This is a genomic window from Mycolicibacterium komossense (assembly GCF_025822605.1).
Classification (GTDB): domain Bacteria; phylum Actinomycetota; class Actinomycetes; order Mycobacteriales; family Mycobacteriaceae; genus Mycobacterium; species Mycobacterium komossense.
Map to the genome: position 1 here is coordinate 339,400 of NZ_JACKTY010000049.1, position 20,537 is coordinate 359,936.

Annotated in this window: 23 protein-coding genes; 11 read left to right on the forward strand and 12 right to left on the reverse strand. The window is 67.5% G+C overall.

Annotated features, from left to right (window positions below):
• Nucleotides 1–21: 21 nt before the first annotated feature.
• Entirely contained in the window at nt 22–1,140 is a 1,119-nt protein-coding gene (locus H7J73_RS30710) for an NAD(P)H-dependent flavin oxidoreductase (RefSeq protein ID WP_264071587.1), read from the forward strand.
• On the opposite strand, the gene H7J73_RS30715 is transcribed toward H7J73_RS30710, so the two are convergent.
• A complete protein-coding gene (locus H7J73_RS30715) occupies nt 1,085–2,800 on the reverse strand; it encodes an FUSC family protein (protein WP_264071588.1) in 1,716 nt (571 codons plus the stop codon). The genes H7J73_RS30710 and H7J73_RS30715 overlap by 56 nt on opposite strands.
• Before the next feature lie 89 nt (nt 2,801–2,889).
• On the reverse strand, nt 2,890–3,915 hold the full coding sequence (locus tag H7J73_RS30720) for a phosphotransferase enzyme family protein (RefSeq protein WP_264071589.1): 1,026 nt from the start codon (nt 3,913–3,915) through the stop codon (nt 2,890–2,892).
• Between the two features lie 66 nt (nt 3,916–3,981).
• Between H7J73_RS30720 and H7J73_RS30725 the strand changes: the two genes are divergently transcribed.
• The gene (locus H7J73_RS30725) at nt 3,982–5,301 is read left to right on the forward strand and encodes an aspartate aminotransferase family protein (protein WP_264071590.1); all 1,320 of its coding nucleotides are present in this window, start codon (nt 3,982–3,984) and stop codon (nt 5,299–5,301) included.
• Nucleotides 5,302–5,333: 32 nt separating this feature from the next.
• Here H7J73_RS30725 and H7J73_RS30730 read toward each other — a convergent pair whose 3' ends face one another.
• Both H7J73_RS30730 and H7J73_RS30735 read right to left on the reverse strand, forming a co-directional pair.
• Nucleotides 5,334–6,368 (reverse strand): sensor histidine kinase, encoded by a 1,035-nt coding sequence (locus H7J73_RS30730; protein ID WP_264071591.1) that lies wholly within the window; start codon nt 6,366–6,368, stop codon nt 5,334–5,336.
• A complete protein-coding gene (locus H7J73_RS30735; RefSeq protein WP_264071592.1) occupies nt 6,349–7,053 on the reverse strand; it encodes a response regulator transcription factor in 705 nt (234 codons plus the stop codon). The genes H7J73_RS30730 and H7J73_RS30735 overlap by 20 nt, the downstream gene beginning before the upstream one ends.
• 106 nt (nt 7,054–7,159) lie before the next feature.
• On the opposite strand from H7J73_RS30735, the gene H7J73_RS30740 reads away from it, so the two are divergent.
• The 6 genes from H7J73_RS30740 (at nt 7,160) to H7J73_RS30765 (ending at nt 11,639) form a co-directional block, all read left to right on the forward strand.
• Nucleotides 7,160–7,813 (forward strand): glycosyltransferase family 2 protein, encoded by a 654-nt coding sequence (locus H7J73_RS30740; protein ID WP_264071593.1) that lies wholly within the window; start codon nt 7,160–7,162, stop codon nt 7,811–7,813.
• Nucleotides 7,810–8,481, forward strand: coding sequence for a TIGR04282 family arsenosugar biosynthesis glycosyltransferase (locus H7J73_RS30745; RefSeq protein ID WP_264071594.1), 672 nt, complete (start codon nt 7,810–7,812; stop codon nt 8,479–8,481). Before H7J73_RS30740 ends, H7J73_RS30745 begins: the two co-directional genes overlap by 4 nt.
• A 2-nt stretch (nt 8,482–8,483) precedes the next feature.
• Nucleotides 8,484–9,113 carry a methyltransferase domain-containing protein gene (locus H7J73_RS30750; RefSeq protein WP_264071595.1) on the forward strand — a complete coding sequence of 210 codons (630 nt, stop codon included), beginning with the start codon at nt 8,484–8,486 and terminating at the stop codon, nt 9,111–9,113.
• A 78-nt stretch (nt 9,114–9,191) separates the two neighbouring features.
• Complete coding sequence (locus tag H7J73_RS30755; protein WP_264071596.1) at nt 9,192–9,830, forward strand: TetR/AcrR family transcriptional regulator; 639 nt, start codon at nt 9,192–9,194, stop codon at nt 9,828–9,830.
• A gap of 223 nt (nt 9,831–10,053) precedes the next feature.
• Nucleotides 10,054–11,175 carry a molybdopterin-dependent oxidoreductase gene (locus H7J73_RS30760; protein ID WP_435405606.1) on the forward strand — a complete coding sequence of 374 codons (1,122 nt, stop codon included), beginning with the start codon at nt 10,054–10,056 and terminating at the stop codon, nt 11,173–11,175.
• Nucleotides 11,172–11,639, forward strand: a complete 468-nt coding sequence (locus H7J73_RS30765; RefSeq protein ID WP_264071597.1) for a hypothetical protein — start codon at nt 11,172–11,174, stop codon at nt 11,637–11,639. Before H7J73_RS30760 ends, H7J73_RS30765 begins: the two co-directional genes overlap by 4 nt.
• Here H7J73_RS30765 and H7J73_RS30770 read toward each other — a convergent pair.
• The 4 genes from H7J73_RS30770 to H7J73_RS30785 all read right to left on the reverse strand — a co-directional run bounded on the left by H7J73_RS30770 (nt 11,565) and on the right by H7J73_RS30785 (nt 15,235).
• Nucleotides 11,565–12,929: a hypothetical protein gene (locus tag H7J73_RS30770; RefSeq protein WP_264071598.1), complete on the reverse strand. Its 1,365-nt coding sequence runs from the start codon at nt 12,927–12,929 to the stop codon at nt 11,565–11,567. The two genes, H7J73_RS30765 and H7J73_RS30770, sit on opposite strands and share 75 nt — an antisense overlap.
• Nucleotides 12,930–13,045: 116 nt before the next feature.
• Nucleotides 13,046–13,720 carry a DsbA family protein gene (locus H7J73_RS30775; RefSeq protein ID WP_264071599.1) on the reverse strand — a complete coding sequence of 225 codons (675 nt, stop codon included), beginning with the start codon at nt 13,718–13,720 and terminating at the stop codon, nt 13,046–13,048.
• A 43-nt stretch (nt 13,721–13,763) separates the two neighbouring features.
• A complete protein-coding gene (gene menE, locus H7J73_RS30780; protein WP_264071600.1) occupies nt 13,764–14,867 on the reverse strand; it encodes an o-succinylbenzoate--CoA ligase in 1,104 nt (367 codons plus the stop codon).
• Between the two features lie 47 nt (nt 14,868–14,914).
• Entirely contained in the window at nt 14,915–15,235 is a 321-nt protein-coding gene (locus H7J73_RS30785) for a DUF3349 domain-containing protein (protein WP_264071601.1), read from the reverse strand.
• A 257-nt stretch (nt 15,236–15,492) separates the two neighbouring features.
• On the opposite strand from H7J73_RS30785, the gene H7J73_RS30790 reads away from it, so the two are divergent.
• Genes H7J73_RS30790 through H7J73_RS30800 form a run of 3 tightly spaced genes read left to right on the forward strand, consistent with a single transcriptional unit; the run spans nt 15,493 to nt 17,397 of the window.
• Nucleotides 15,493–16,737: an inorganic phosphate transporter gene (locus H7J73_RS30790; RefSeq protein ID WP_264071602.1), complete on the forward strand. Its 1,245-nt coding sequence runs from the start codon at nt 15,493–15,495 to the stop codon at nt 16,735–16,737.
• 42 nt (nt 16,738–16,779) lie between these two features.
• Complete coding sequence (locus H7J73_RS30795; protein ID WP_264071603.1) at nt 16,780–17,058, forward strand: hypothetical protein; 279 nt, start codon at nt 16,780–16,782, stop codon at nt 17,056–17,058.
• Between the two features lie 15 nt (nt 17,059–17,073).
• The gene (locus tag H7J73_RS30800) at nt 17,074–17,397 is read left to right on the forward strand and encodes a DUF3349 domain-containing protein (RefSeq protein WP_264071604.1); all 324 of its coding nucleotides are present in this window, start codon (nt 17,074–17,076) and stop codon (nt 17,395–17,397) included.
• Between the two features lie 14 nt (nt 17,398–17,411).
• Here H7J73_RS30800 and H7J73_RS30805 read toward each other — a convergent pair whose 3' ends face one another.
• The 4 genes from H7J73_RS30805 to H7J73_RS30820 all read right to left on the reverse strand — a co-directional run bounded on the left by H7J73_RS30805 (nt 17,412) and on the right by H7J73_RS30820 (nt 20,491).
• Complete coding sequence (locus H7J73_RS30805) at nt 17,412–17,783, reverse strand: VOC family protein (RefSeq protein WP_264071605.1); 372 nt, start codon at nt 17,781–17,783, stop codon at nt 17,412–17,414.
• Between the two features lie 90 nt (nt 17,784–17,873).
• Nucleotides 17,874–18,731, reverse strand: a complete 858-nt coding sequence (locus H7J73_RS30810; RefSeq protein ID WP_264071606.1) for an SDR family oxidoreductase — start codon at nt 18,729–18,731, stop codon at nt 17,874–17,876.
• A 71-nt stretch (nt 18,732–18,802) separates the two neighbouring features.
• Entirely contained in the window at nt 18,803–19,723 is a 921-nt protein-coding gene (locus H7J73_RS30815; protein WP_264071607.1) for a 1,4-dihydroxy-2-naphthoyl-CoA synthase, read from the reverse strand.
• A 57-nt stretch (nt 19,724–19,780) separates the two neighbouring features.
• Nucleotides 19,781–20,491 (reverse strand): HAD family hydrolase, encoded by a 711-nt coding sequence (locus tag H7J73_RS30820; RefSeq protein ID WP_264071608.1) that lies wholly within the window; start codon nt 20,489–20,491, stop codon nt 19,781–19,783.
• Between the last annotated feature and the right edge of the window lie 46 nt (nt 20,492–20,537).

The following is a 20,537-nucleotide window of genomic DNA, read 5'->3' on the forward strand; positions in this document are numbered from 1 at the left end:
CCGTCAAGTAATACTGGTCGGGTGAAAACCCCGATCTGTGATCAGTACGGCATCGACTTCCCGCTTTTCGCCTTCAGCCACTGCCGCGACGTCGTCGCCGCAGTCACCAACGCGGGCGGGATGGGAGTGTTCGGCGGTGTCGCCTTCACCCCCGACCAGCTCGAACAGGAACTGGCCTGGATCGACAGCCAGGTGCACGGTAAACCGTACGGTGTCGACATCATCGTTCCGGCCAAATACGAAGGCAAGGGCGAAAAGCTGTCCAAGGCGGCACTGGCCGAGCGCGTCCCGGCCGAATACCGGGAGTTCGTCGCCGAGCTGTTGGCCGCCCACGATATCGAGCCCGACGCGCGGGGCCCTCTGGGCGCGCCGGCGCTGTCCGGCGACGGCGCGCAGAAGCTGCTCGACGTCGCACTGAAGCATCCGATTGCCTTGATGGCCAACGCACTCGGGGTTCCGCCGGATTACATGATCGAGGAAGGCCGCGAACGCGGGATTCCGGTCGCGGCGCTGGTCGGTGCCCGCGAGCATGCCGTCAAACAGGTGGCCGCGGGCGTGGATCTGATCGTCGCCCAGGGCACCGAGGCGGGTGGGCACTGCGGCGAGGTGTCGACGCTGGTGCTGGTGCCGGAGGTGTTGGAGGCCATCGATGGTGCCGTCCCCGTCCTGGCGGCGGGCGGCATCGTCACCGGCAGGCAGATGGCGGCGTGCGTCGCGATGGGTGCCGCCGGTGCCTGGACTGGCTCGGTGTGGTTGACGACGGAGGAGGCCGAGACCGCGCCGTACACCGTGCAGAAGATGCTGGCAGCCACTTCCCGCGACACCGTCCGTTCCGCCGGCCGCACGGGAAAGCCGTCGCGACAACTGGTTTCGGACTGGACCGATGCGTGGTTGCCGCATCAGGGCGGTCAACCGCCGCTGCCGTTGCCGCTGCAGGGGATGATCAGTGAGCCGGCGCTGCGCCGGATCGACAAGCTCGCCGCGACCGGTCACGCCGGTGCGCAGAAGTTGGCCACCTACTGGGTGGGGCAGGGCGTGGGCCTGATGAACAAGGTCAAGCCGGCTCGCGAGGTGGTACTGGAGTTCATCGAGGACTACGTTGCCGCGGCCGAACGCCTGGGCGGGTCACTGCTTGACTAGCCGCCCGCAACCCGGCCGCTTCGGCCTGGATGCCGGAGATGTCGATGCCGGCGGTGGGGCGCCCGTCGCCGTCCCTATCCATCGCCCAGCAGTCCGCGATGACGCGGTAGGCGAGGTGCTCGGTTCCGGCCACCAGGTCCCACTGCGGCTCCGCCGATTTGCGTTGTCCCGCTGAGCCGCCCGTCGCGGCGTCGTAGGCGTCGACCATGGCGATGGTCGCCAGCTGCAGGTCTCGGCGTGCCATCCGGGCGGGCAGGTCTGCGGCGTCGCCGCGGGCCAGATGAGTCGCCGCCACTGCGGCGGCGTCGAGCGTGCGGGTGATCGCGTCGGTGAGGCGGTTGGCCTCCTGGTGCCGCACGGCGAGCAGGTACACCGCGATCGCCACCGCGCAGCCGATCGCGGTGTCGACGCCACGGGTCAGTAGCACTTCGCCGATGTTCACCCGGTGCGCACCCGAGCTGATGGTCAGCGCCGTTGCGGTGATGAAGACGACGGCCAGGGTGTACTTGCGAACGACCAGCAGCTCGATGGTGAACTGCAGCAGCGCGACGACCAGCACCAGCCACATCCCCTGCGGGTGCAGCACCATGATCAGCCCCGCCAGCCCCAGCCCGATCCAGGTGCCGAGCAGCCGTTCGGTGCCGCGCTGGACGGTACGGATCCTGTCGGCGCCCTGATGCAGCACCAGCACCGCGGCGGCCATTGCCCAGTAGGCGCGCCCGATGCCGAGCACCGCCGCCACCGTGCCGGCGATCGGCACCGCGATTGCGATCCGCAGCATCACATACCGGATCTGGGACCCCGGGGTGACGGCCGCGCGCAGCAGTTCCTTGGCGGGGGGCCGGCCCAGCGGGATCCGGTCGATATCGCGGGTGGCGACGGCTTCCGGCGGCAGCTCCAGCGCGCCCAGCCGGCGGGCCTGGTCTGCGGCATCCGGGGTCTGCGGCTGGTGTTTCGCTGCGTTGGTGATGGCCTCGGCGAACAGCACGTGCAGCGCATGGTTGGCGGCTCGCAGTCGGTTCAGTTCGCTGGCCGGCGGCGGGTTGACCGGCTGGTAGTTCACCAGTACCTGCCACGTGTCGTGCAGGGCGGCGGCGGCGTGGTGGCGGGCCGCTCCCATCGCCGGGGTGCCCACCGACTCGATGAACTGGGCGACGGCGGTACCCGAGGCGGCCACCGCGGTCCGTTCCGGCCGGCGGAATCCCCGCACGATGACAACCATCTGCAGCAGCCAGGCGACCACTCCGCCGGCGAGGACGAGCAGGCCGATCTGCCATGGGGGCAGGCCCGAGGCGGACACCCCGATCCCGGCCGCGCAGGCGACGACGAACATGTAGGCGCCGGGGGGCCCGACCGACAATGCGTTGCAGAGCCATACCGCGGCCACTGACACGATGGTGACCGTCAGCACACCCGCCCAGGCGATCGGCGCGGCCCAGACGCCGACCGTGACCGCTGCGGCCAGCGCGACGGCGATGACCGCCAGCTGCGCTGCCCGGTTGAGGTAGGGCCGGCTGTTGCCGTAGCGAGACGTGAACGTGCCGATGGTGCCGATCAGCCCGGCGCCCACATTGCCCGCCGCCAGACCGGCGGCGACCATGATCCCCGAGCCGAGGCCCGCCCTGAGCCCGAACGGCCAACGGTGTTGCACTGGCGGCATGAGCCACCCTATTTTCTTCTCGCGAGCAGACGCAAAGTTCCAGCAAAACATCGAAAAAGCGGGCAGCTTCCGTCTGCTCGCGGGCCGGATCAGCCCCGTAAATCCCAGATGGCTTCGCGCAGCCAGGACCCGTCCTGCAGGTAGCGCTGGGCCAGCTCGGCGGTTCCGGCGGCAAAGCTGCCTGCGACGGAGATCGCCTGCCCCGCGTCATAATGGGTCCCGATCCACGCCGAGAGCATGATGCGGCGCAACATCACCATCGTCGGGATCAACTCGAGGTGTTCCTCAGGCAGCTCCCGGACCTGCAGATACCCCCGCAGCCAGTCGGCGATGATCTGTTCGGCCGCCGGGGTGTCCTCGATGAACGACACCACCGCGCCGACATCGGTCAAATACCAGGACCATCCGGAATCGTCGAAATCGATGACAGTCAGCGGGGACCCGGGAGAGTCGGGGTCGACCATCAGGTTCGCCATCCGCAGGTCGGCATGCACCAGCCCGAAACGATCTGGGCCGCTACCGAATTCGGTGAGCCGGCGATCGATCTCCTCGGCCGCCTTGGTGATCGCCGTCGCGCCGTCCTCGGTCAGGCCGGGGGCGTCTCGCCAGTCGCCCCAGCGGGCCTGGGGACGCAGCATCGTGTCGAGATCCCAGCGAAACCGGGTGAAATACTCCGGAGCCGCCCAGCTCTGGACATGTTCGTGCATCATCGCCGTCAGCCGGCCGAGTTCGTCGAAGCCGACCGCGTGTGGGGCCTCCTCGGCGGTGCACCCCGGCACGAACGTCACCGCATCGACGTGGACCGTCGTTCCGTCCGCTGTCGCGGTGACCACCTCACTGCCGTCCGAAGCTGGGATCAAATGCGGTGTCACCACCTGTGTTTCGCTGCGCAGCGCGGACATCCAGGCCAGCTCGGAGCGGATCGCGTCCAACGAGTGATAGCCGGACCGGTGCACCCGCAGCACCATCGGGTCTTCTTGATCGTCCGAGCCCTCCACGAGGTAGGTGGCGTTCTCCGAGAGGCTGAGCAGCCGCACTCCGGTGCCGGGGTCACGCCCGTACGCCGGTAGCGCGGCGCGGGCGAGTGACTCGTGGTTGGGCGGAACACCTGACATGTGCCCAGTCTGGACCAGGACGCCTGACACGGCAGGGCGAGGCGATCGGTGGCATCGTTGTCGGCGATGACGTTCTCGAACATTATGGACTCGAACAGTTACCAGGGTGACTCCTCCCAGGCCGGAGTAGGGCCGCTTATCGCGGCGCGCGCCCGCATGCTCGGCCCGGCCAGCCGTCTGTTCTATGACCGGCCCGTGCACCTGGTCCGCGGTCAGGGCAGCCACCTGTTCGATGCCGACGGGGCCAGCTTCCTCGACGCGTACAACAATGTCGCCAGCGTCGGGCACGGCCACCCGCATGTGGTTGATGCGGTGTCACAGCAGCTCGCGACGCTGAACACGCACACTCGCTATCTGCACGGCGGAATCCTGGACTATTCCGAGCGGCTGCTCGCTTCGATGCCCGCTGAGATCGACCAGGTGATGTACGCCTGCACCGGCTCGGAAGCCAACGACCTGGCCTTGCGGGTCGCCGAAATGTACACCGGTGCAAGCGGAGTCATCGTCACCGCGGATGCCTATCACGGCAACACGACGGCGGTGACCGCCATCTCGCCCGCTCTCGGTGCGGCGACGACGCTGGGCAAGAACGTGCGGACGGTGCCGGCTCCGGACAGCTACCGGATCCCACGGGCGGAGCTGGCCGCCCGGTTCGCCGCCGACGTCGCCGGTGCCGTCGATGACCTGCGGGGCGCCGGATTCGGGGTGAGCGCGCTGGTCGCCGACACCATCTTCAGCTCCGACGGGATCTACCCCGATCCGTCGGTGCTGAAGCCCGCGGTCGACGTCGTGCGGGCCGCCGGGGGAGTGTTCATCGCCGACGAGGTTCAGCCCGGTTTCGCCAGAACCGGAGAGTCGATGTGGGGCTTCACCCGCCATCACGTGATCCCGGAACTCATCACGATGGGTAAGCCGATGGGCAACGGGTTACCGGTCGCGGCGATGGCGGCGCGCTCGGATGTGCTGAAGCCGTTCGCGGTCGGGGTGCCGTACTTCAACACCTTCGCCGGTAATGCGGTGTCGATGGCCGCCGCCGCGGCGGTGCTGGACGTGATCGAGGGCGAGCGGCTGCTGCTCAACGCGGCCAGTGTCGGCGCCGCCCTACGCCGGGATCTGGCGCACGTCGCCGCCGGGCACCCGCGGATCGGCGATATCCGCGGGGCTGGGCTCTATATCGGCGTCGAGGTGGTCGCCGACCCGGATACCAAGACTCCGGACCGGGCCGGTGCCCGTTGGCTGGTGAACGCGCTGCGCGAACGGCGGGTGCTGCTCTCGGTCTGCGGGGCTGCCGGGCACGTACTGAAAATCCGCCCGCCGCTGGTGTTTTCGCGCTCCGATGTGGACTGGTTCTGCACCGAGTTCGCCGCCGTCCTGGGCGACTTCTAGCCGCCGCGGCCGACTACGGGACGTTGGGGGAGTCAGTCCTCGGACGCCAATGGAAGTCGGACCTCGAAGCGCGCGCCGGTGTCAAGGTTGTGCGCCGAGAGCGTCCCACGGTGAGCCTGTACCAGCCCCGCGGCGATCGCCAACCCCAGTCCCGATCCGCTGGGCAACGACGAATCCGACCGCGGCACTCGGCCGTTGGAGCCGCGGTAGGCGACGTCGAAGACCCGAGGCAGGTCCGCCTCGTCGATACCGACACCCGTATCGTCCACCCGCGCCCAGGCTCCGTTCTCGTCGGCGCCCAGCGCCAGTTTGACCGTGCCGCCGGTCGGGGTGTGGGCGATCGCGTTGGCCACCAGATTCGACAGCGCCCGCACCAGTGCCCGGTCGCTGCCGATCACCTGCACCGGCTGGGCCGGCAGCGTGGCATGCAGGCGCACCCCGGCGCGTTCGGCGGCGATCCGATGCGCGGCCACCACATCATCGACGACCTCGTCGAGGGCGACCTTGTCGTAGACCGGGATGATCGCGCCCGCGTTGATCTTCGACATCTCGAACAGGTCATCGACCATCTCCGAGAGTCGGATCGATTCCTGTTCAATGTGTTTGGCGTGCTCACGGATCTCGTTTTCGCTGAGCACCCCGTCGCCGATGGCCTCGGATACCGCCCGGATGCCGGCCAGCGGGGTGCGCAGGTCATGGCTGACGAACGCGACCAGTCTGCGCCGGGACTGCTCGGCGGCCTGTTCGGAGTCGCGGATCTGCTGCTCCCACACCGTGCGCCTGGCCTGGTAGCGGCCCAGCATGATGGCGGCAGGGATGGTCACCACGGACACGATGACCAGCACCACGGCGGTTTTCTCGAATGTCTCGGTGATCATGAAGCCACTGGCCCCGAGTACCCCGGTGAAGGTGGCGACGACGGGGATGAGCGCGAGCACCACCATGCTGACGGCCAGCGACCAGGACCGCGCCAATCGGATGATGACGGCACCGGCCGCGACCACGGGCACCGAACACACCAACGCCCAGCCGATGATCTCGGCGAGATCAGTCGGTGGCACGGTCATCGCCACCGTTCGCCCCGCGCCACAGGTAGCCCCGGCCCCACACGGTCTGCACTCGGTGACTCTCGCCGAGCTTGGACCGCAATCGCTTGACGTGCACGGTCACCGTCGACATATCGCCGAAGTCCCAGCGCCACACGTGTTGTAGGAGTTCCTCACGGGTGAACACGGTATCGGCGTGCGTGAGGAAGAACAGCAGCAGATCGAATTCGCGGTTAGTCAGCCCGACGGGCTTGCCGTGGACGTACACGGTCCGCGCCGCGGTGGAGACGCTGAGGTCGCCGACGCTGATCTCCAGCGGTAATGCCCCCAGCGGCGTCGGGGAGCGCCGCAGTACCGATCGCACCCGCAGCGCCAGCTCGCGCGGACTGAACGGTTTGGTCAGATAGTCGTCCGCGCCCGCCTCCAGGCCGGCGATGCGATCGTCTTCCTCACCGAGGGCGGTCAGCAGAATGACCGGCACGCTGAAGTCACCGGCCTGGCGCAGGCTGCGGCACAGCGCCAGGCCATTCGGACCCGGCATCATCACGTCCAGCACCGCCACGTCGATGCGTTCGCTGCCCAGCAGTCGCAGCGCCTCGGTACCGTCATCGGCCACCGAGACGTCCATCCCGTCGCGTTCCAGGTATCGGCGCACGACATCGCGCACGACAACGTCGTCATCGGCGATCAGCACGCGGGCAGCCACGACACCCACAGTAGCCGCGTCACCCCGGTTCGAAACGTCGCTACCAGCAGAGATGTCATTGAATCGTCACGCTTGCCCGAATCGTCCGCTGATAGCGTCGGGTGGCATGCCCGAGTGTCCCGTCACGGTGGTGCTGCCCTGTCTCAACGAGGCAGACGCGCTTCCCGGTGTGCTGGAAGCCATGCCACCGGGATATCGGGCTCTGGTGGTCGACAACAACAGCACCGACGAGACGGCGTTGGTCGCCAAGCGCTGGGGCGCCGAGGTGGTTGCCGAGTCGGTGCCCGGGTATGGCTCGGCAGTGCACGCCGGGGTGCTGGCGGCGACGACCCCGATCGTGGCTGTCATCGACGGGGACGGGTCCATGGACCCCCGGGAGCTGCCCCGACTGGTAGCCGCACTCGATCGCGCTGACCTGGTGGCGGGCCGCCGTCGGGCGGTGGCCGGCCTGCGCTGGCCGTGGCATGCCCGCCTCGGAAACGCCGCGGTGTGCTGGCGCCTGCGCACCAAACACCACCTGCCGGTGCACGACATCGCGCCGATGCGGGTGGCGCGCCGGGCGGATTTGCTGGCCCTGGGGGTTACCGATCGTCGATCGGGGTACCCGCTGGAACTGCTGGTCCGCGCCGCCGCTGCCGGTTGGCGGGTGGTCGAACTCGACATCGACTACGGCCCGCGGACCGGAGGCAAGTCCAAGGTCAGTGGTTCCGTCCGTGGCAGCGTCGTCGCGGCCGTCGACTTCTGGAAGGCGATCTCATGAGCCGATACGACGTGACGGTGCTGGTGGTGGCGAAGGCGCCGGTACCCGGTTTGGCCAAGACCCGACTCGCAGCCACCGTCGGTGATCAGGCGGCGGCCGATATCGCGGCGGCGGCGCTGCTCGACACGCTGGACGCGGTGGCGGCCACGCCGGTCGCGGCCCGGGTGGTCGCGATGACGGGTGAGCTGGACCGGGCCAGCGCTGGGCCGGAGATCCGCCGCCGGCTCGCCGCGTTCACGGTGCTCGACCAGCGTGGTGACGGTTTCGCCGAGCGCCTGGTCAACGCGCATGCCGATGCCGCTGCCGCGGTGGGTGATCGGCCGGTGCTGCAGATCGGGATGGACACCCCGCAGGTCTCGGCGGAACTGCTGGGCGCTTGTTCCCAGACGTTGCTCGGCGCGCCCGCTGTCCTGGGGATGGCTCGCGACGGTGGTTGGTGGGTGCTCGGGGTCCGAAAGGCCGGGATGGCCCAGTGTCTGCGTGGCGTTCCGATGTCCACCTCGGAGACAGGTGCGTTGACGCATATGGCGTTACAGCACAACGGTTTCGATGTGACACTGCTTGTTGATCTGCACGACGTGGACACCATCGAGGATGTCGATACCGTGCGCGACGTGTGCGCACCGGGTAGCCGGTTCGTCCACACCACGAGAATGGCTGGGGTGTAACCATGTTCGGCAATCTCTACGAGCGCGCGCTGACCGGTGAACGATGTTCGTTGCGGCACCGCGACGGCAGTGTGCAACGCCTGCCCGTGCACAGCTGGTTGGGCGGGCGGTGGGCAGACACTGTGTTCGACGACGCCCTGGTCGGCATGTGCAGCGGCCCGACGATCGACCTGGGCTGCGGCCCTGGGCGTCTGGTGGCCAGCCTGGTGCATCGCGGTGTCCCGGCCCTCGGCGTCGACCTGTCGCCGACCGCGGTCGGGCTGGCCCGCGACAGCGGCGCTCCCGCGCTGCACCGTGACCTGTTCGGCCCGCTGCCCGGCATGGGGCGTTGGCACGCCGTGTTGCTCGCCGACGGCAATGTGGGGCTTGGCGGCGACCCATGGCGGGTGCTGCGCCGGGCCGCCGAACTGTTACGCGAGGGCGGTCACTGTTTGGCCGAGTTCGACACGGCCGTAACGGGTGTGAGCGTGGACTGGGTTCGGCTGGAGTCCAAGAAGACCATCGGGCCGTGGTTCCGCTGGGCGACGGTGGGCGTCGACGCCGCCGCGGAACTGGCCCGCGAGGTCGGCCTGACCGTGGTGGACATCCAGCCCATCGCCGGGCGCGTCATCGCGACGCTGGCTCCGTCCTGAGCGCCGGGAGTCACTTTTAAATGGACCTGTGGGTCCTTTTTGGCTCGGGCTGGGTGTGGACAACGGTAATGTCGAGGCGTGCTGGATGGGACGGACGAGCGACCGGCGGTCAAGCTCACCCGACGTGGGGCTGCCACTCGCTCGGCGATCATCCGCGCCGCGGCCGAACTGATGCATGTCAACGGGGTTGCGGCGACCAGCCTGGAGGAAGTGCTGACGGCGGCTGCGGTGAGCAAGTCGCAGTTCTACCGACATTTCGACGATAAGACCGACTTGGTGCACGCGGTGATCGCGCTGCGCGCCGAGGAGACGATGGCCAAGCAGACCGAGCGCCTGCGTGGTCTCGATTCGTTTCGCGGGCTTCGGCAATGGGGTGATGCTTTTGTGCAGCGCAGCGCTTTGCGCCGAGGTGCCTGGGGTTGCGAGCTGGGGTCACTGTCCGCCGAGCTCGCCGACGTCGACGAGTATTCGCGGGCCCGGCTCGCCCAGCACTTCCTGGAGTGGGAGGAGCTGTTGTCCCAAGCCTTCGACCGGATGCGCGACCGAGGCGTGCTGCGCGACGATGTCGACTCGATGAGGTTGGCGATGGGGGTGATGGCCGCAGTTCAGGGCGGCTACCTGTTGGCCCAGACTGCCCATGACTCCGCGCCCATGGAGGTGGCGATCTCGATGGCGATCGACCACGTCCGCGCCCACGCGACCCAACCGACCGGCTGAATTGCCCTTTCCTGGTGGTGGTTTCGTGACGCTGCGAGCTGTCCAAGGTCTGGTGACGTAAGTCTTACGGCCCAAAAAAGGACTTGACAGACCTTTTTTAGGGGAACACACTTGGCTCAAACGTCCCGGCTATCAGGACCACCGTCTGGCACGTGAAAGCGTGAAGGAGGATTGTGTCCGGATTCACGAAACGCGACTATCGTTGCGGTCCAACGGAATTACTGTGACAACATCGTCGTTCTCGCGCCTGCGCGGCACCGCTGTCACCGCACGCGTCGGCGTCTGGCTCGGTGTGGCGATTACCGTCTGCTTCCTCACCGGGCTGATCAGCCACTTCAGCCAACACCCGCAACCGTGGTTCCTGGCGGTGTGGCCGACTCGACCGGTCTGGTTGTATCGCGTCACCCAGGGGCTGCACGTCATCTCCGGCATCGCGGCGATCCCCCTGCTCGTCGTGAAGCTGTGGTCGGTGTGGCCCAAGCTGTTTGATCGCCCCGTCATCGGCGGTATCACCCGCCTGCTGGAACGCGGTTCGATCCTGGTGCTCGTCGCGGCGATGATCTTCCAGTTGTCGACCGGTCTGATGAACATCGCGCAGTGGTACGCCTTCCGGTTTTTCTTCACCACCGTCCACTACGCGATGGCCTACATCGTCGTCGGTGCGGTCGTCGTGCACATCGCGGTGAAACTGCCGGTCATCCGCCGGGCACTGGGCGAACCGTTGGAAGAGGCGACGACCGATGCGGTCACCGGTCCGAGTCGGCGCACAGTGTTGCGAGGAACCTGGCTGGCCGTCGGGCTGGCTACGGTTGTGACTGCGGGGCAGACGATTCCGTGGCTACGCAAGATATCGGTCCTGGCTCCACGCTCCGGTGACGGTCCGCAGGGCGTGCCGATCAACAGGTCTGCCATCGCCGCGGGCGTGCTGCGGAGCGCCCGTTCGCCGGATTACCGGTTGACCGTGGTGAACGGTCCGACGGCCAAGTCGTTCACCGTGGCCGAGTTGGCCGCGCTGCCGCAGACCACCCGGTCGTTGCCGATCTCCTGTGTCGAGGGGTGGAGTGTGAACGCCCAGTGGACCGGCATCGTGCTCGCCGATCTGGTGGCAGCGGTCGGTGGCACCTCCGGTGCCGACGTCAGGATGATCTCACTGGAGCCGCCGGGACCCTACTCCCGCACGACGCTGCCCGCCCGGCATGCCAGGGATTCGCAGACGCTGATCGCCCTCAAGCTCAACGGCGAAACGCTCGACATCGACCACGGCTATCCCTGCCGCTTGATCGCCCCGACGAGACCCGGTGTGCTGCAGACGAAATGGCTTACCCGTATCGAGGTGGTGACGTGATCGCGATCCGGGTGGTCCTGCTGCTGGCCGGTGTGGCCTCCGGGCTCTACGGGGTGTCGCTGCTGTGGGAGAACCCCCTCGAGGTCCTCATCCGCATCGTGATCTGGGCCGCCGCCGGTGTGGCCTTGCACGATTTCGTGTTCGCGCCGCTGAGTGCGGCGATCGGCTTCGCGGGCCGCCGGGTGATTCCACGATCGTGGTGGCCACCTGTCGCCGTGGCCGGGTTGTGCAGCGTCGTGCTGGTCCTGTTGGCGATTCCGGTGTTCAGTCGGCCGGGGGCCCACGCCGACAATCTGACGGTAGTCGACCGCAATTACCCACTGGGGCTGTGGATTTCGTTGGCTCTGGTGTGGGCGTGTGTGCCGGTCTATCTCGTCGTGACGCGGTTTCTACCAGTTCGTCAGGATGAAATGGTTCAGCGTCAGGGCGCCAAGCACGTTGACGGCCAGCCACCAACGGTGTGAGCACGGCGGGAGCAACGCCGGGGCCGCGGTCAACCAGATCATGAACGGCAGCCAGATCCGTTCGGTCTCGGCCTTGCTCAGCATGGACATGTCCGCGCAGAGGATGGCTGCCAGTGCAGCCAGCACGATGAGGTTCAGCCCGGCTCGCTGCCGGATCGCGGTGAGATCGAAGGCCCGCCCGACACCGGCGACGCTGCCGAGCCCGATGGCGCACACCACCGACGCCAGATTCGCCCAGCTCCAGTACTGGAACGGGCGGTTCAGCGCAATGCCCTGCCAATAGCGGTGCTGGACGGCGTGGTAGCCGTCGAACCACCAGAACCCGGCGAACGCGAATACGGCCACCACCGCCAGCGCGGCGGGCACCGCGACCGCCAGCACCCGCAGTGCTGCCCGCCAGTTCGGCGCGCACGCCAGGATCGCCGCGGCCAGCAGTCCGATCAGCCCGAGGCCGTAGTTGAGGAACACCGCCCAGCCCAGCACCAGGCCCGCGCCAGTCGCTGCCAGCGCGGGAAACCGGACGGTTCGGCTGACCGCCAGCGCCAGCAGGGCCAGACCCCACGCGGCCACCCCGGCGAAGTAGCCGTCGGCGGACACGGCGATCCAGATGGCCGTCGGCGCCACCGCCACGAAGGGCGCGGCGCGGCGGGCGGTCTCCTCGTCGGTCAGGGCGCGGACCGCGACGATGATCGCGGCGGCCGCACTCGATCCGATCAGTACGACGAATGCGCCGGCCCAGGCGCCGCCCCCGAGCCCGATGCGGTCCAGCCAGACGAACGTCAACAACGCACCGGGCGGATGCCCGGACACGTGGGTGATCCAGGAGTCCGGCTGGAAATCGGGGATCCGGCGGGCGAACGTGCGCAAGGCCTCCGGGATGTCGGTGATGGTCGGCACCTGGCGCAGGTATTCGTGCCGGGCGGTGAGCCGGCCCGCGAAGCCGAGCTGCCAGCCGTCGACCATCGCCAGCGAGAACGCCCAGGCGGCCGAGGTCGCCCAGGTGAGCAGGGCCAAAGTCCGCCAGCGCAGCCGTTGCGCCACCGCGGGCCCCCACAGCACTGCGGCGACGCCGATCAGAATTGCGGGCCCGGTGCCCCATCCGACGTGGGCGTTCCACCAGCCGAAGATCGGCGCGGTATCGGCGAAGTCGTGGACCTGCTGGGGTGTCATGTTGATCAGCGGGGTGACGATCCCCAGGTGCAGATGGGGGACTACGAACGCTGCCACCACCAGAAGCACGGCCAGCGACACGGCGATCAGATCACGGCGGTGCGCTTTGCGGGGTGTCACGCCTTTCCACCCTATTGCCCGTGCGCTGCGGGCTCGCTGACGTTTCGATGACGTGATTTGGGCGTGCCCGGTTGCGCCCAGCGCTACTGAGCACGCCGAACTCACTGCTTATCGCGTCATCGCCCGAGGATCTCGTTGACCCGGCTCTCCAGCGCGGCCGGTGTGCTGATGTCGTAGTCCTCGCCGTTGATCCGCACCGTCGGCGTGGCGTGTACGCCGGTGGCTTTGGCCAGCTCACGCACTTGTTCGGCGTAGCGGCCGCTGGTGATGCAGTCGGCTACATCACCCTTGGCGCCCGCCTCCCGCGCGACTTCGGCCAGTTGCGCATCGGCCGGAAAGGTGGGGCCTGCCTCGCTGGGCTGGTCGGCGTACAACGCGGTGTGGAACCGGCGGAAGGCGTCGGTCGAGCCCGCGGCGACACAGTAGGCGGCGCCACCGGCACGTGACGAGTAGTTCTGGTTCTGCGGTCGGTCCAGGATGGCGACCATGTAGTAATCGGCGGCGATCGCCCCGGAGTCGACCAGCTGGTTGACGGTGGGCCCGAACTGCTCCTCGAAGGCGCGGCAGTACGGGCACAGGAAGTCCTCGTACATCGACAGCACCACTTTGGGTTCGGTGCTGCCCGGCTTCTTGATCAGCGCACCGGAGGTGACCCGGATGCCCTTGGCTTCCCTCGGCTTCTGGGCGTTGTTTTGGCCGGAGGTGACGAAGTAGAGCACCAGGGCGACGGCACAGACAATCACCGCCACGGTCAACCCGATCTGGACGGCCAGCGCTGGCTTACGGTTCACGCAGCCAGGTTACGACCCCGGCGAATTGCGACTCCGGCGAACTTCAGGTTCCGAACCGCTGCACCAGCGCGCGGCGGTCCAGCTTGCCGATCCCACGGCGGGGGAGTTCGTCGAGAATATGGAGCTCGCGGGGGGCGGCCGTGCGATCGAATGAGGCGCCGACGTGTTCGCGAAGTTCTGCCAGCGTCGGTGCCTGCGCGCCCGGTGCGACGGTGATCGCGGCGACCACCCGCTGGCCCAGCCGGTCATCGGGCAGGCCGAAGATCGCGCAGTCCGCGATCGCGGGGTGGGCGGCCAGCACGGCCTCCACAGGTTGGGGCAGCACGGTCAGGCCACCGGTACTGATCGCCTCGTCGATCCGGCCGAGCACCCGCAACGCACCCGAATCATCAAGGGCACCAGCATCATCGGTGCGGAACCAGCCTGCTTCGGCGAATGGATCCGGATCTGTCCGATTGCGATACCCCTTCGCCAGGGTGGTCCCGCCGAGGACGATCCGGCCGTCGGCCTCGATCCGTACCTCGACACCGTCGAGCGGTGATCCGTCGTAGACGCATCCGCCCGCGGTCTCGCTCATCCCGTAGGTGCGGACGACCGTAATGCCGGCAGCGGCAGCACCTTCCAGGATCGGCAGGGGAGCGGGACCGCCACCGAGCAGGATGGCGTCGAGCTCGGCCAGCGCCGCGGTGGCGGCGGGATCGGCGAGCGCCTTGGCGACCTGGGCGGCCACCAGTGAGGCGTAGCGACGCCCTGATCCCATCGCGTTGACGGCGGCCGGCAGTGTGTCGACGCTGAATCCGGCCGAGACGTCGAGCTCGACGGGGACGGTCCCGGCCAGTACGCTGCGGATCAACACCTGTACTCCCGCAACGTGATACGCGGGCAGGGCCAACAGCCAGGTTCCCGGTCCGCCCAGGCGGTCGTGAGTGGCCGAGGCGCTTGCGATCAGGGCGGCCGCGGTGAGCATGGCGCCCTTGGGTGTTCCGGTCGTCCCCGACGTCGACACGACCAGCGCGACGTCGTCGTCGATCTCCTCGCCGGCCCGCAAAGCAGTTGTCAGCAGGTCGGATTGACGGGGGTCGGCCCCCGGCACCGGAAGCACCGCGGCCGCACGTCCGTTCAATGCGCCGTCCAGCGCGGCGAGCATGGACAGCGCCGACGGGCCCGGCGGGACGACGAGCGCGCGCAGAGCGGTTATGTCCTGTCCCCGGTGTCGTCGATGGACTCGTCATCGCGGGGGTCGTCCAGCGGCCAACCGTTGGCCGCCAGATGCGCGCGCACCCGCTCGATGTCGTCCGGGGTGGGCAGTTCATCGGTCAGCTGCGTGATCAGCACACCGATGTCGACGTCCTCGATCTCGTGCCGAAAGATCAACTCCTCCACCACGAGTTCGATCTCGTCGTTGCTGAGTCGCCGCGATAGCAGGGCGAACAGTGGCACGCGGTCGGGACCGGGCACGCCCTCGGGATAGCCGGCGGTGACCCACGAGACGATCTTGCTGATGAATCCGTTCATGCAGCGCCAACCTCTCTCCATGTCCGCTTCGGCGGCTGCCGAGACCGTGTCGATGGTAGTGCCGGTCACCCGGCACTGTTGGGGCAGTGTCGCACCGGACACCACCGGATTCCCCGGGTGGCGGCCAACTGCCGGCAGACCAAGGGTGAACACTGGGTGAACACCTCCGCGGAGCGGGCAAAATGCCTGGTGAACACCACTATTTCGAGGCGGCGCAACTTTCCAAATTGACAGCCGTACCCCCAGAATTAGCACCCATGAGCGCAGAGATGATCATCCTGGTGCTGTTGATAGGCACAGCACTGGCATTCGACTTCACCAACGGATTCCACGACACCGGTAATGCGATGGCGACGTCGATCGCCACCGGCGCCCTGAAGCCCAAAGTTGCCGTGCTGCTGGCGGGCGTCCTCAACCTGGTGGGTGCCTTCCTCTCGGTCGAGGTGGCGATCACGGTGACCACTTCGGTGCTGAAGGTGCAGGATGCCAAGACCGGGCATCTGCTCTCGGGTATCGATGCCTCGATGGGCCTGACGATCATCTTCTCGGGCCTGATCGGCGGCATCCTGTGGAACCTGCTGACCTGGCTGTTCGGCATCCCGTCCAGCTCGTCGCATGCGCTCTTCGGCGGACTGATCGGTGCCGGCCTGGCCGCTCTGGGGTTGTCCGGGGTCAATTGGCCCGGCGTCTTCTCGAAGGTGATCCTGCCCGCGCTCGCCGCTCCCTTCATTGCCGGCCTGGTCGCTGCCTGTGGCACCTGGCTGGTCTACCGGCTCACCCGCAACGTGGTGAAGAAGCGTCGTGAAGACGGCTTCCGCTGGGGCCAGATCGCGACCGCCTCGCTCGTCGCGCTGTCACACGGCACCAACGACGCTCAGAAGACGATGGGTGTCATCGCTCTCGCACTCATCACGACGGGCCACCTCACCGGCGATGTGAAGAAAGACGGCCTGCCGTTCTGGATCATCTTCAGCTGTGCGCTGGCGATCGGCCTGGGCACCTACATCGGTGGCTGGCGTGTCATCCGCACCCTGGGCAAGGGCCTCGTCGAGATCGAGTCTCCGCAGGGCCTTGCGGCGGAAGCATCCTCGGCCGCGATCATCCTCAGCTCCAGCGCCGCCGGAATGGCGCTGTCCACCACGCACGTCGCCACCGGCTCGATCCTGGGCAGCGGCGTCGGTAAGCCCGGCGCCGAGGTGCGCTGGGCCGTCGCGGGCCGGATGGCAGTCGCCTGGCTGATCACCTTGCCTTCGGCTGCTCTGGTTGGCGCGCTGTCCTACTGGTTGTCGGCGGCGCTCAAGTCCGCGACCGGTTCGCAGCTGGTCGGCGACGGTGTCATCTTCGTCCTCCTGGTCGGGCTGTCCGGGTACATGTACTGGCGCGCCCAGAAGCAGAAGGTCGACAGCAGCAACGTCAACGCCGATTGGGATTCGTCCACCAACTCGGTGGTCCCGGCCGACGAGCGCAAGGCCAAGAGCATCACGCCCACGGCATCGGTCTGATCCGGTCGCTCCTCGCATACCTGCTGACAAAAGGACATTCTGATGACGTATCTGGAAGCCATTCTCAAGGTCTTGGTCGTTGGGCTCGTGCTCGGCGCCGGCCTGCCCGCCGTCTTCGCGATCGGCCTGGCCGCCTTCTCGGCGGGTGCGGGCGGCGCCGACGGCGAAGGTGCGACCGTGGCGCCGAACCCGGCGCTGAAGTTCCTCGGGCTCTTGCTGTTCACCCTTGTTGCCGCCGTGATCGTGATCGCCATTCTCTACATCACCAAGGGCACCATCAAGCACCACTTCGGTTTCAACCCCGTCCCCTTCCTCCCGTAGAGAAACGGCCATCACATGACGGAGCATCCGAACACCGAGCACTCGAACAGGATGGACAACGTTCTGGGCTGGCTGCACGAGGGCTACCCCGAAGGCGTACCGCCGAAGGATTACTTCGCTCTGCTGGCGCTGCTCAAGCGGTCGCTGACCGAGGACGAGATCATCCAGGCGGCGCAGTCCATCCTCAAAGCGGGCGATGGGGAAACCGCGGTCACCGCTCAGGAGATCCACGCGGCGATCCACCAGGTCATCGAAAAGGAACCGAATCCCGAAGAGGTCCAACAGGTTGCGGCACGGCTGGCGTCGGTCGGCTGGCCGTTGGATGCCGGGGTTCGCTGAAATCGGGCCCTAGCTCAGTCGCGAGTATCCCGGCGAAGCGGATGGTCGCCGGGGATTTCGACAAAAATCAATACGACACCGTCGGGGTCTGTCACGTGCAATTCGTGCAGGCCCCACGGTTCTTTTTGGGCGCCTCTGGTGATGGCGACGCCACGTCCTTCCAGTTCAGACTGCGTGCCGTAGACGTCGCGGACCTGTAGCCACAGCGATCCGCCTGCCTGTGCCTCGCCGTGCGAGGTCAATTCGATCAGCGACTGGCCCGCGTAGAAGACGGTGCCCCCGGTGTATTCCCGAGCGATGGCCAGTCCGATCTGGTCGCGATAGAAAGTCAGCGAACGCCCGTAGTCGGCCGGCCGGAGCAGCACGCGACTGGCCAGAATCTCCATCTGCTGTGTGTATCACTGTTGGCGCCCAAACCCACAAACCTGTGCGAAAGTGTGAGTGAATTGCACTATTTCGTTGATCCCGGCGCTTCGTCAGTGGTTCGGCTGGATGCTCTGGCGTTTCATGATGCCGTTGAGCCAACCGGGCGCGACGACGTCGAGCGCGCGGGCGCTGACGGCGATGCGCGGGGCGATCCGGACCGGTCGGGTGCGGGCCGCCGTCACCATCCATTCACCCGCTTCGGCCGGACTCAGCGCGGGCATGCCGTCATACGCTTTTGTCGGGGCGATCATCGGCGTGGCGACCAGCGGGTAGTACAGCGTCGTCGAATGCACCCCGTAGCGCGCCCACTCGGTCTCGATGACGCGGCTGAAGGCCGACAGCGCGGCCTTGGACGAGTTGTACGCGGCGAACAGCGGGGTGGCCTCCGTCAGCACGCCCCAGGTCGCGACGTTGATGATGTGCCCGTCGCCGCGTTCGATCATGCTGGGCGCGAACCCGCGGATCAGCCGTAGCGGCGAGTAGTAGTTCAGGGTCATGGTGCGTTCGACGTCGTGCCAGCGGTCCAATGACTCGGCGGCCGGCCTGCGGATCGACCGGCCGGCGTTGTTGATCAGAATATCTATCGCCCCAACGGTTTCCACCAGATTGTCGATGGCGTCCAGGTCGGCGAGGTCGCACGGGATCGCCTCGGCAGTGCCACCCGCTGCGCTGATGCGCTCGACGACGGCGTCCAGCAGATCGGCCCGTCGGGCGACGGCGATCACCGTCGCGCCGGCTGCCGCCAGCTGTTCTGCGCCGGCTTCACCGATTCCCGACGACGCGCCCGTCACCAGGATCCGCTTGCCGGTCAGGTCGATGTTGGTGCCGGTCGGCAGCGTGAACGGCGGCCGCATCCCGGTCAGCGCGATAGCCTCGGTCAGCTTCCGGCGCAAAGGGTTTCTACTCACGGCTCAGCAGTCTAAGGCCGTGGTTTCGGCGTGCTCGTGACCGCTGGGTGGCGACGGGCACGCCGAAATCGCTAGAAGTAGCGGGGGTACGGGCTCCAGTCGGGGTCCCGCTTTTCCAGGAACGCATCACGGCCCTCGACGGCTTCGTCCGTCATATACGCCAACCGGGTGGCTTCCCCGGCGAACAGCTGCTGGCCAACCAGACCGTCGTCGAGCAGGTTGAACGCATACTTGAGCATCCGCTGCGCCTGCGGGGATTTGCCGTTGATCATGCCCGCCCACTCCAGGGCGACCTTCTCCAGATCGGCGTGGTCGACGACCTCGTTGACCGCCCCCATCTGATGCATCTGCTCAGCGGTATACGGCTTGCCCAAGAAGAAGATCTCGCGGGCGAACTTCTGCCCGACCATCTTGGCCAGATATGCGCTGCCGTAGCCGCCGTCGAAACTGCCCACGTCGGCGTCGGTCTGCTTGAACCGGGCATGCTCGCGGCTGGCCAGCGTCAGGTCACAGACCACATGCAATGAGTGCCCACCGCCGGCCGCCCACCCGTTGACCAGACAGATCACCACTTTGGGCATGAACCGGATCAGCCGCTGCACCTCCAGGATGTGCAGTCGCCCCGCCCTGGCCGGGTCGACGGTCTCCGCCGATTCCCCGGCGGCGTACTGATACCCCGAGCGGCCTCTGATGCGCTGATCGCCGCCGGAGCAGAACGCCCAGCCGCCGTCTTTGGCCGAGGGCCCGTTGCCGGTCAGCAGGACCACCCCGACCTGCGGGTCCATCCGGGCGTGATCGAGCACCCGGTAGAGTTCGTCGACGGTGTGCGGTCGAAACGCATTCCGCACCTCGGGCCGGTCGAAGGCCACCCGCACCGTCGGATGCGGTACCCCGCTCGAATCGACGTGGCGGTGGTAGGTGATATCGGTCAGATCCTCGAACCCCGCCACCGACTGCCAGGCGCTGGGATCGAACGGGTTGCTATCGCTCACCCGTCGACTCTAGGACGTCGGATCACTGCGGCTGTGCCGCACCGTCGGCGGTTTTCATCAGAGCTCGAAACCGTATTCCCGGAGTGCGGTGAGCAGGCCGTCGCGCCGTTGCGACGTCGGCAGCGGATCGACCAGGATGAAGTCGCAGCCGACCTGGCGCGCGCCGCCGTCGGCCTCTTCGCTGTCGCCGACCATGACCGCGTCGCCGGCCGCGACGCCGAGCCGTTCCAGGGCGGCCGTGAAGATCTTGGGGTCGGGTTTGACGGCGCCGACTTCAAACGACAGCACGAACTGGTCGACGTAGCGGTCCGCCCCGACGGCCGCGAACGCCGGCCGGACGTCGAAGGCGATATTCGACACCACCGCGGTGCGGACGCCCTGCTCGGTCAGTCCTTTGAGGCTCGCGACGGTATCTGGATAGGGCGTCCAGCTCGCCGGGGTGATGACCCGCTGGTACAGCGACTCGGCGTGGTGGTCGGCCACCCCGGATTCGCGCAATACGTGCAGGTAGGCCTCCCGGTGCAGGTGCGGAGCCAGGTCGCGGTTGACCCAGGCGTGGTACTCCGCGGGGCCCATCTCCACAGAGCGACCGGTCGGTGCGGTGAGTCGACGCATCAGCTCGGCCTGCAGATGACCGTCTACCTGCTGATCGTCGCCCGCCATGCCGTCGAACCAGCTGTCGTCCTCCTCGAGTCGGAACAGAGTGCCCGAGAAATCGAAGAGAGCGGCTGCCCGGGGCGCTCGGCGGGGCGTCTGAGTCGCTTGCACCCCTTGATCGTGCCATGCTGCCAACTTTGCTCGGCATGGATTGAAA

Coding starts and splice junctions, on each gene's coding strand:
- H7J73_RS30715 (WP_264071588.1), bottom strand. CDS start 2,800: ATGCCGCCAGTGCAACACCGTTGGCCGTTCGGGCTCAGGGCGGGCCTC.
- H7J73_RS30720 (WP_264071589.1), bottom strand. CDS start 3,915: ATGTCAGGTGTTCCGCCCAACCACGAGTCACTCGCCCGCGCCGCGCTA.
- H7J73_RS30725 (WP_264071590.1), top strand. CDS start 3,982: ATGACGTTCTCGAACATTATGGACTCGAACAGTTACCAGGGTGACTCC.
- H7J73_RS30730 (WP_264071591.1), bottom strand. CDS start 6,368: ATGACCGTGCCACCGACTGATCTCGCCGAGATCATCGGCTGGGCGTTG.
- H7J73_RS30740 (WP_264071593.1), top strand. CDS start 7,160: ATGCCCGAGTGTCCCGTCACGGTGGTGCTGCCCTGTCTCAACGAGGCA.
- H7J73_RS30745 (WP_264071594.1), top strand. CDS start 7,810: ATGAGCCGATACGACGTGACGGTGCTGGTGGTGGCGAAGGCGCCGGTA.
- H7J73_RS30750 (WP_264071595.1), top strand. CDS start 8,484: ATGTTCGGCAATCTCTACGAGCGCGCGCTGACCGGTGAACGATGTTCG.
- menE (WP_264071600.1), bottom strand. CDS start 14,867: ATGCTCGCCGCGCTGGACGGCGCATTGAACGGACGTGCGGCCGCGGTG.
- H7J73_RS30785 (WP_264071601.1), bottom strand. CDS start 15,235: ATGAACGGATTCATCAGCAAGATCGTCTCGTGGGTCACCGCCGGCTAT.
- H7J73_RS30790 (WP_264071602.1), top strand. CDS start 15,493: ATGAGCGCAGAGATGATCATCCTGGTGCTGTTGATAGGCACAGCACTG.
- H7J73_RS30795 (WP_264071603.1), top strand. CDS start 16,780: ATGACGTATCTGGAAGCCATTCTCAAGGTCTTGGTCGTTGGGCTCGTG.
- H7J73_RS30800 (WP_264071604.1), top strand. CDS start 17,074: ATGACGGAGCATCCGAACACCGAGCACTCGAACAGGATGGACAACGTT.
- H7J73_RS30805 (WP_264071605.1), bottom strand. CDS start 17,783: ATGGAGATTCTGGCCAGTCGCGTGCTGCTCCGGCCGGCCGACTACGGG.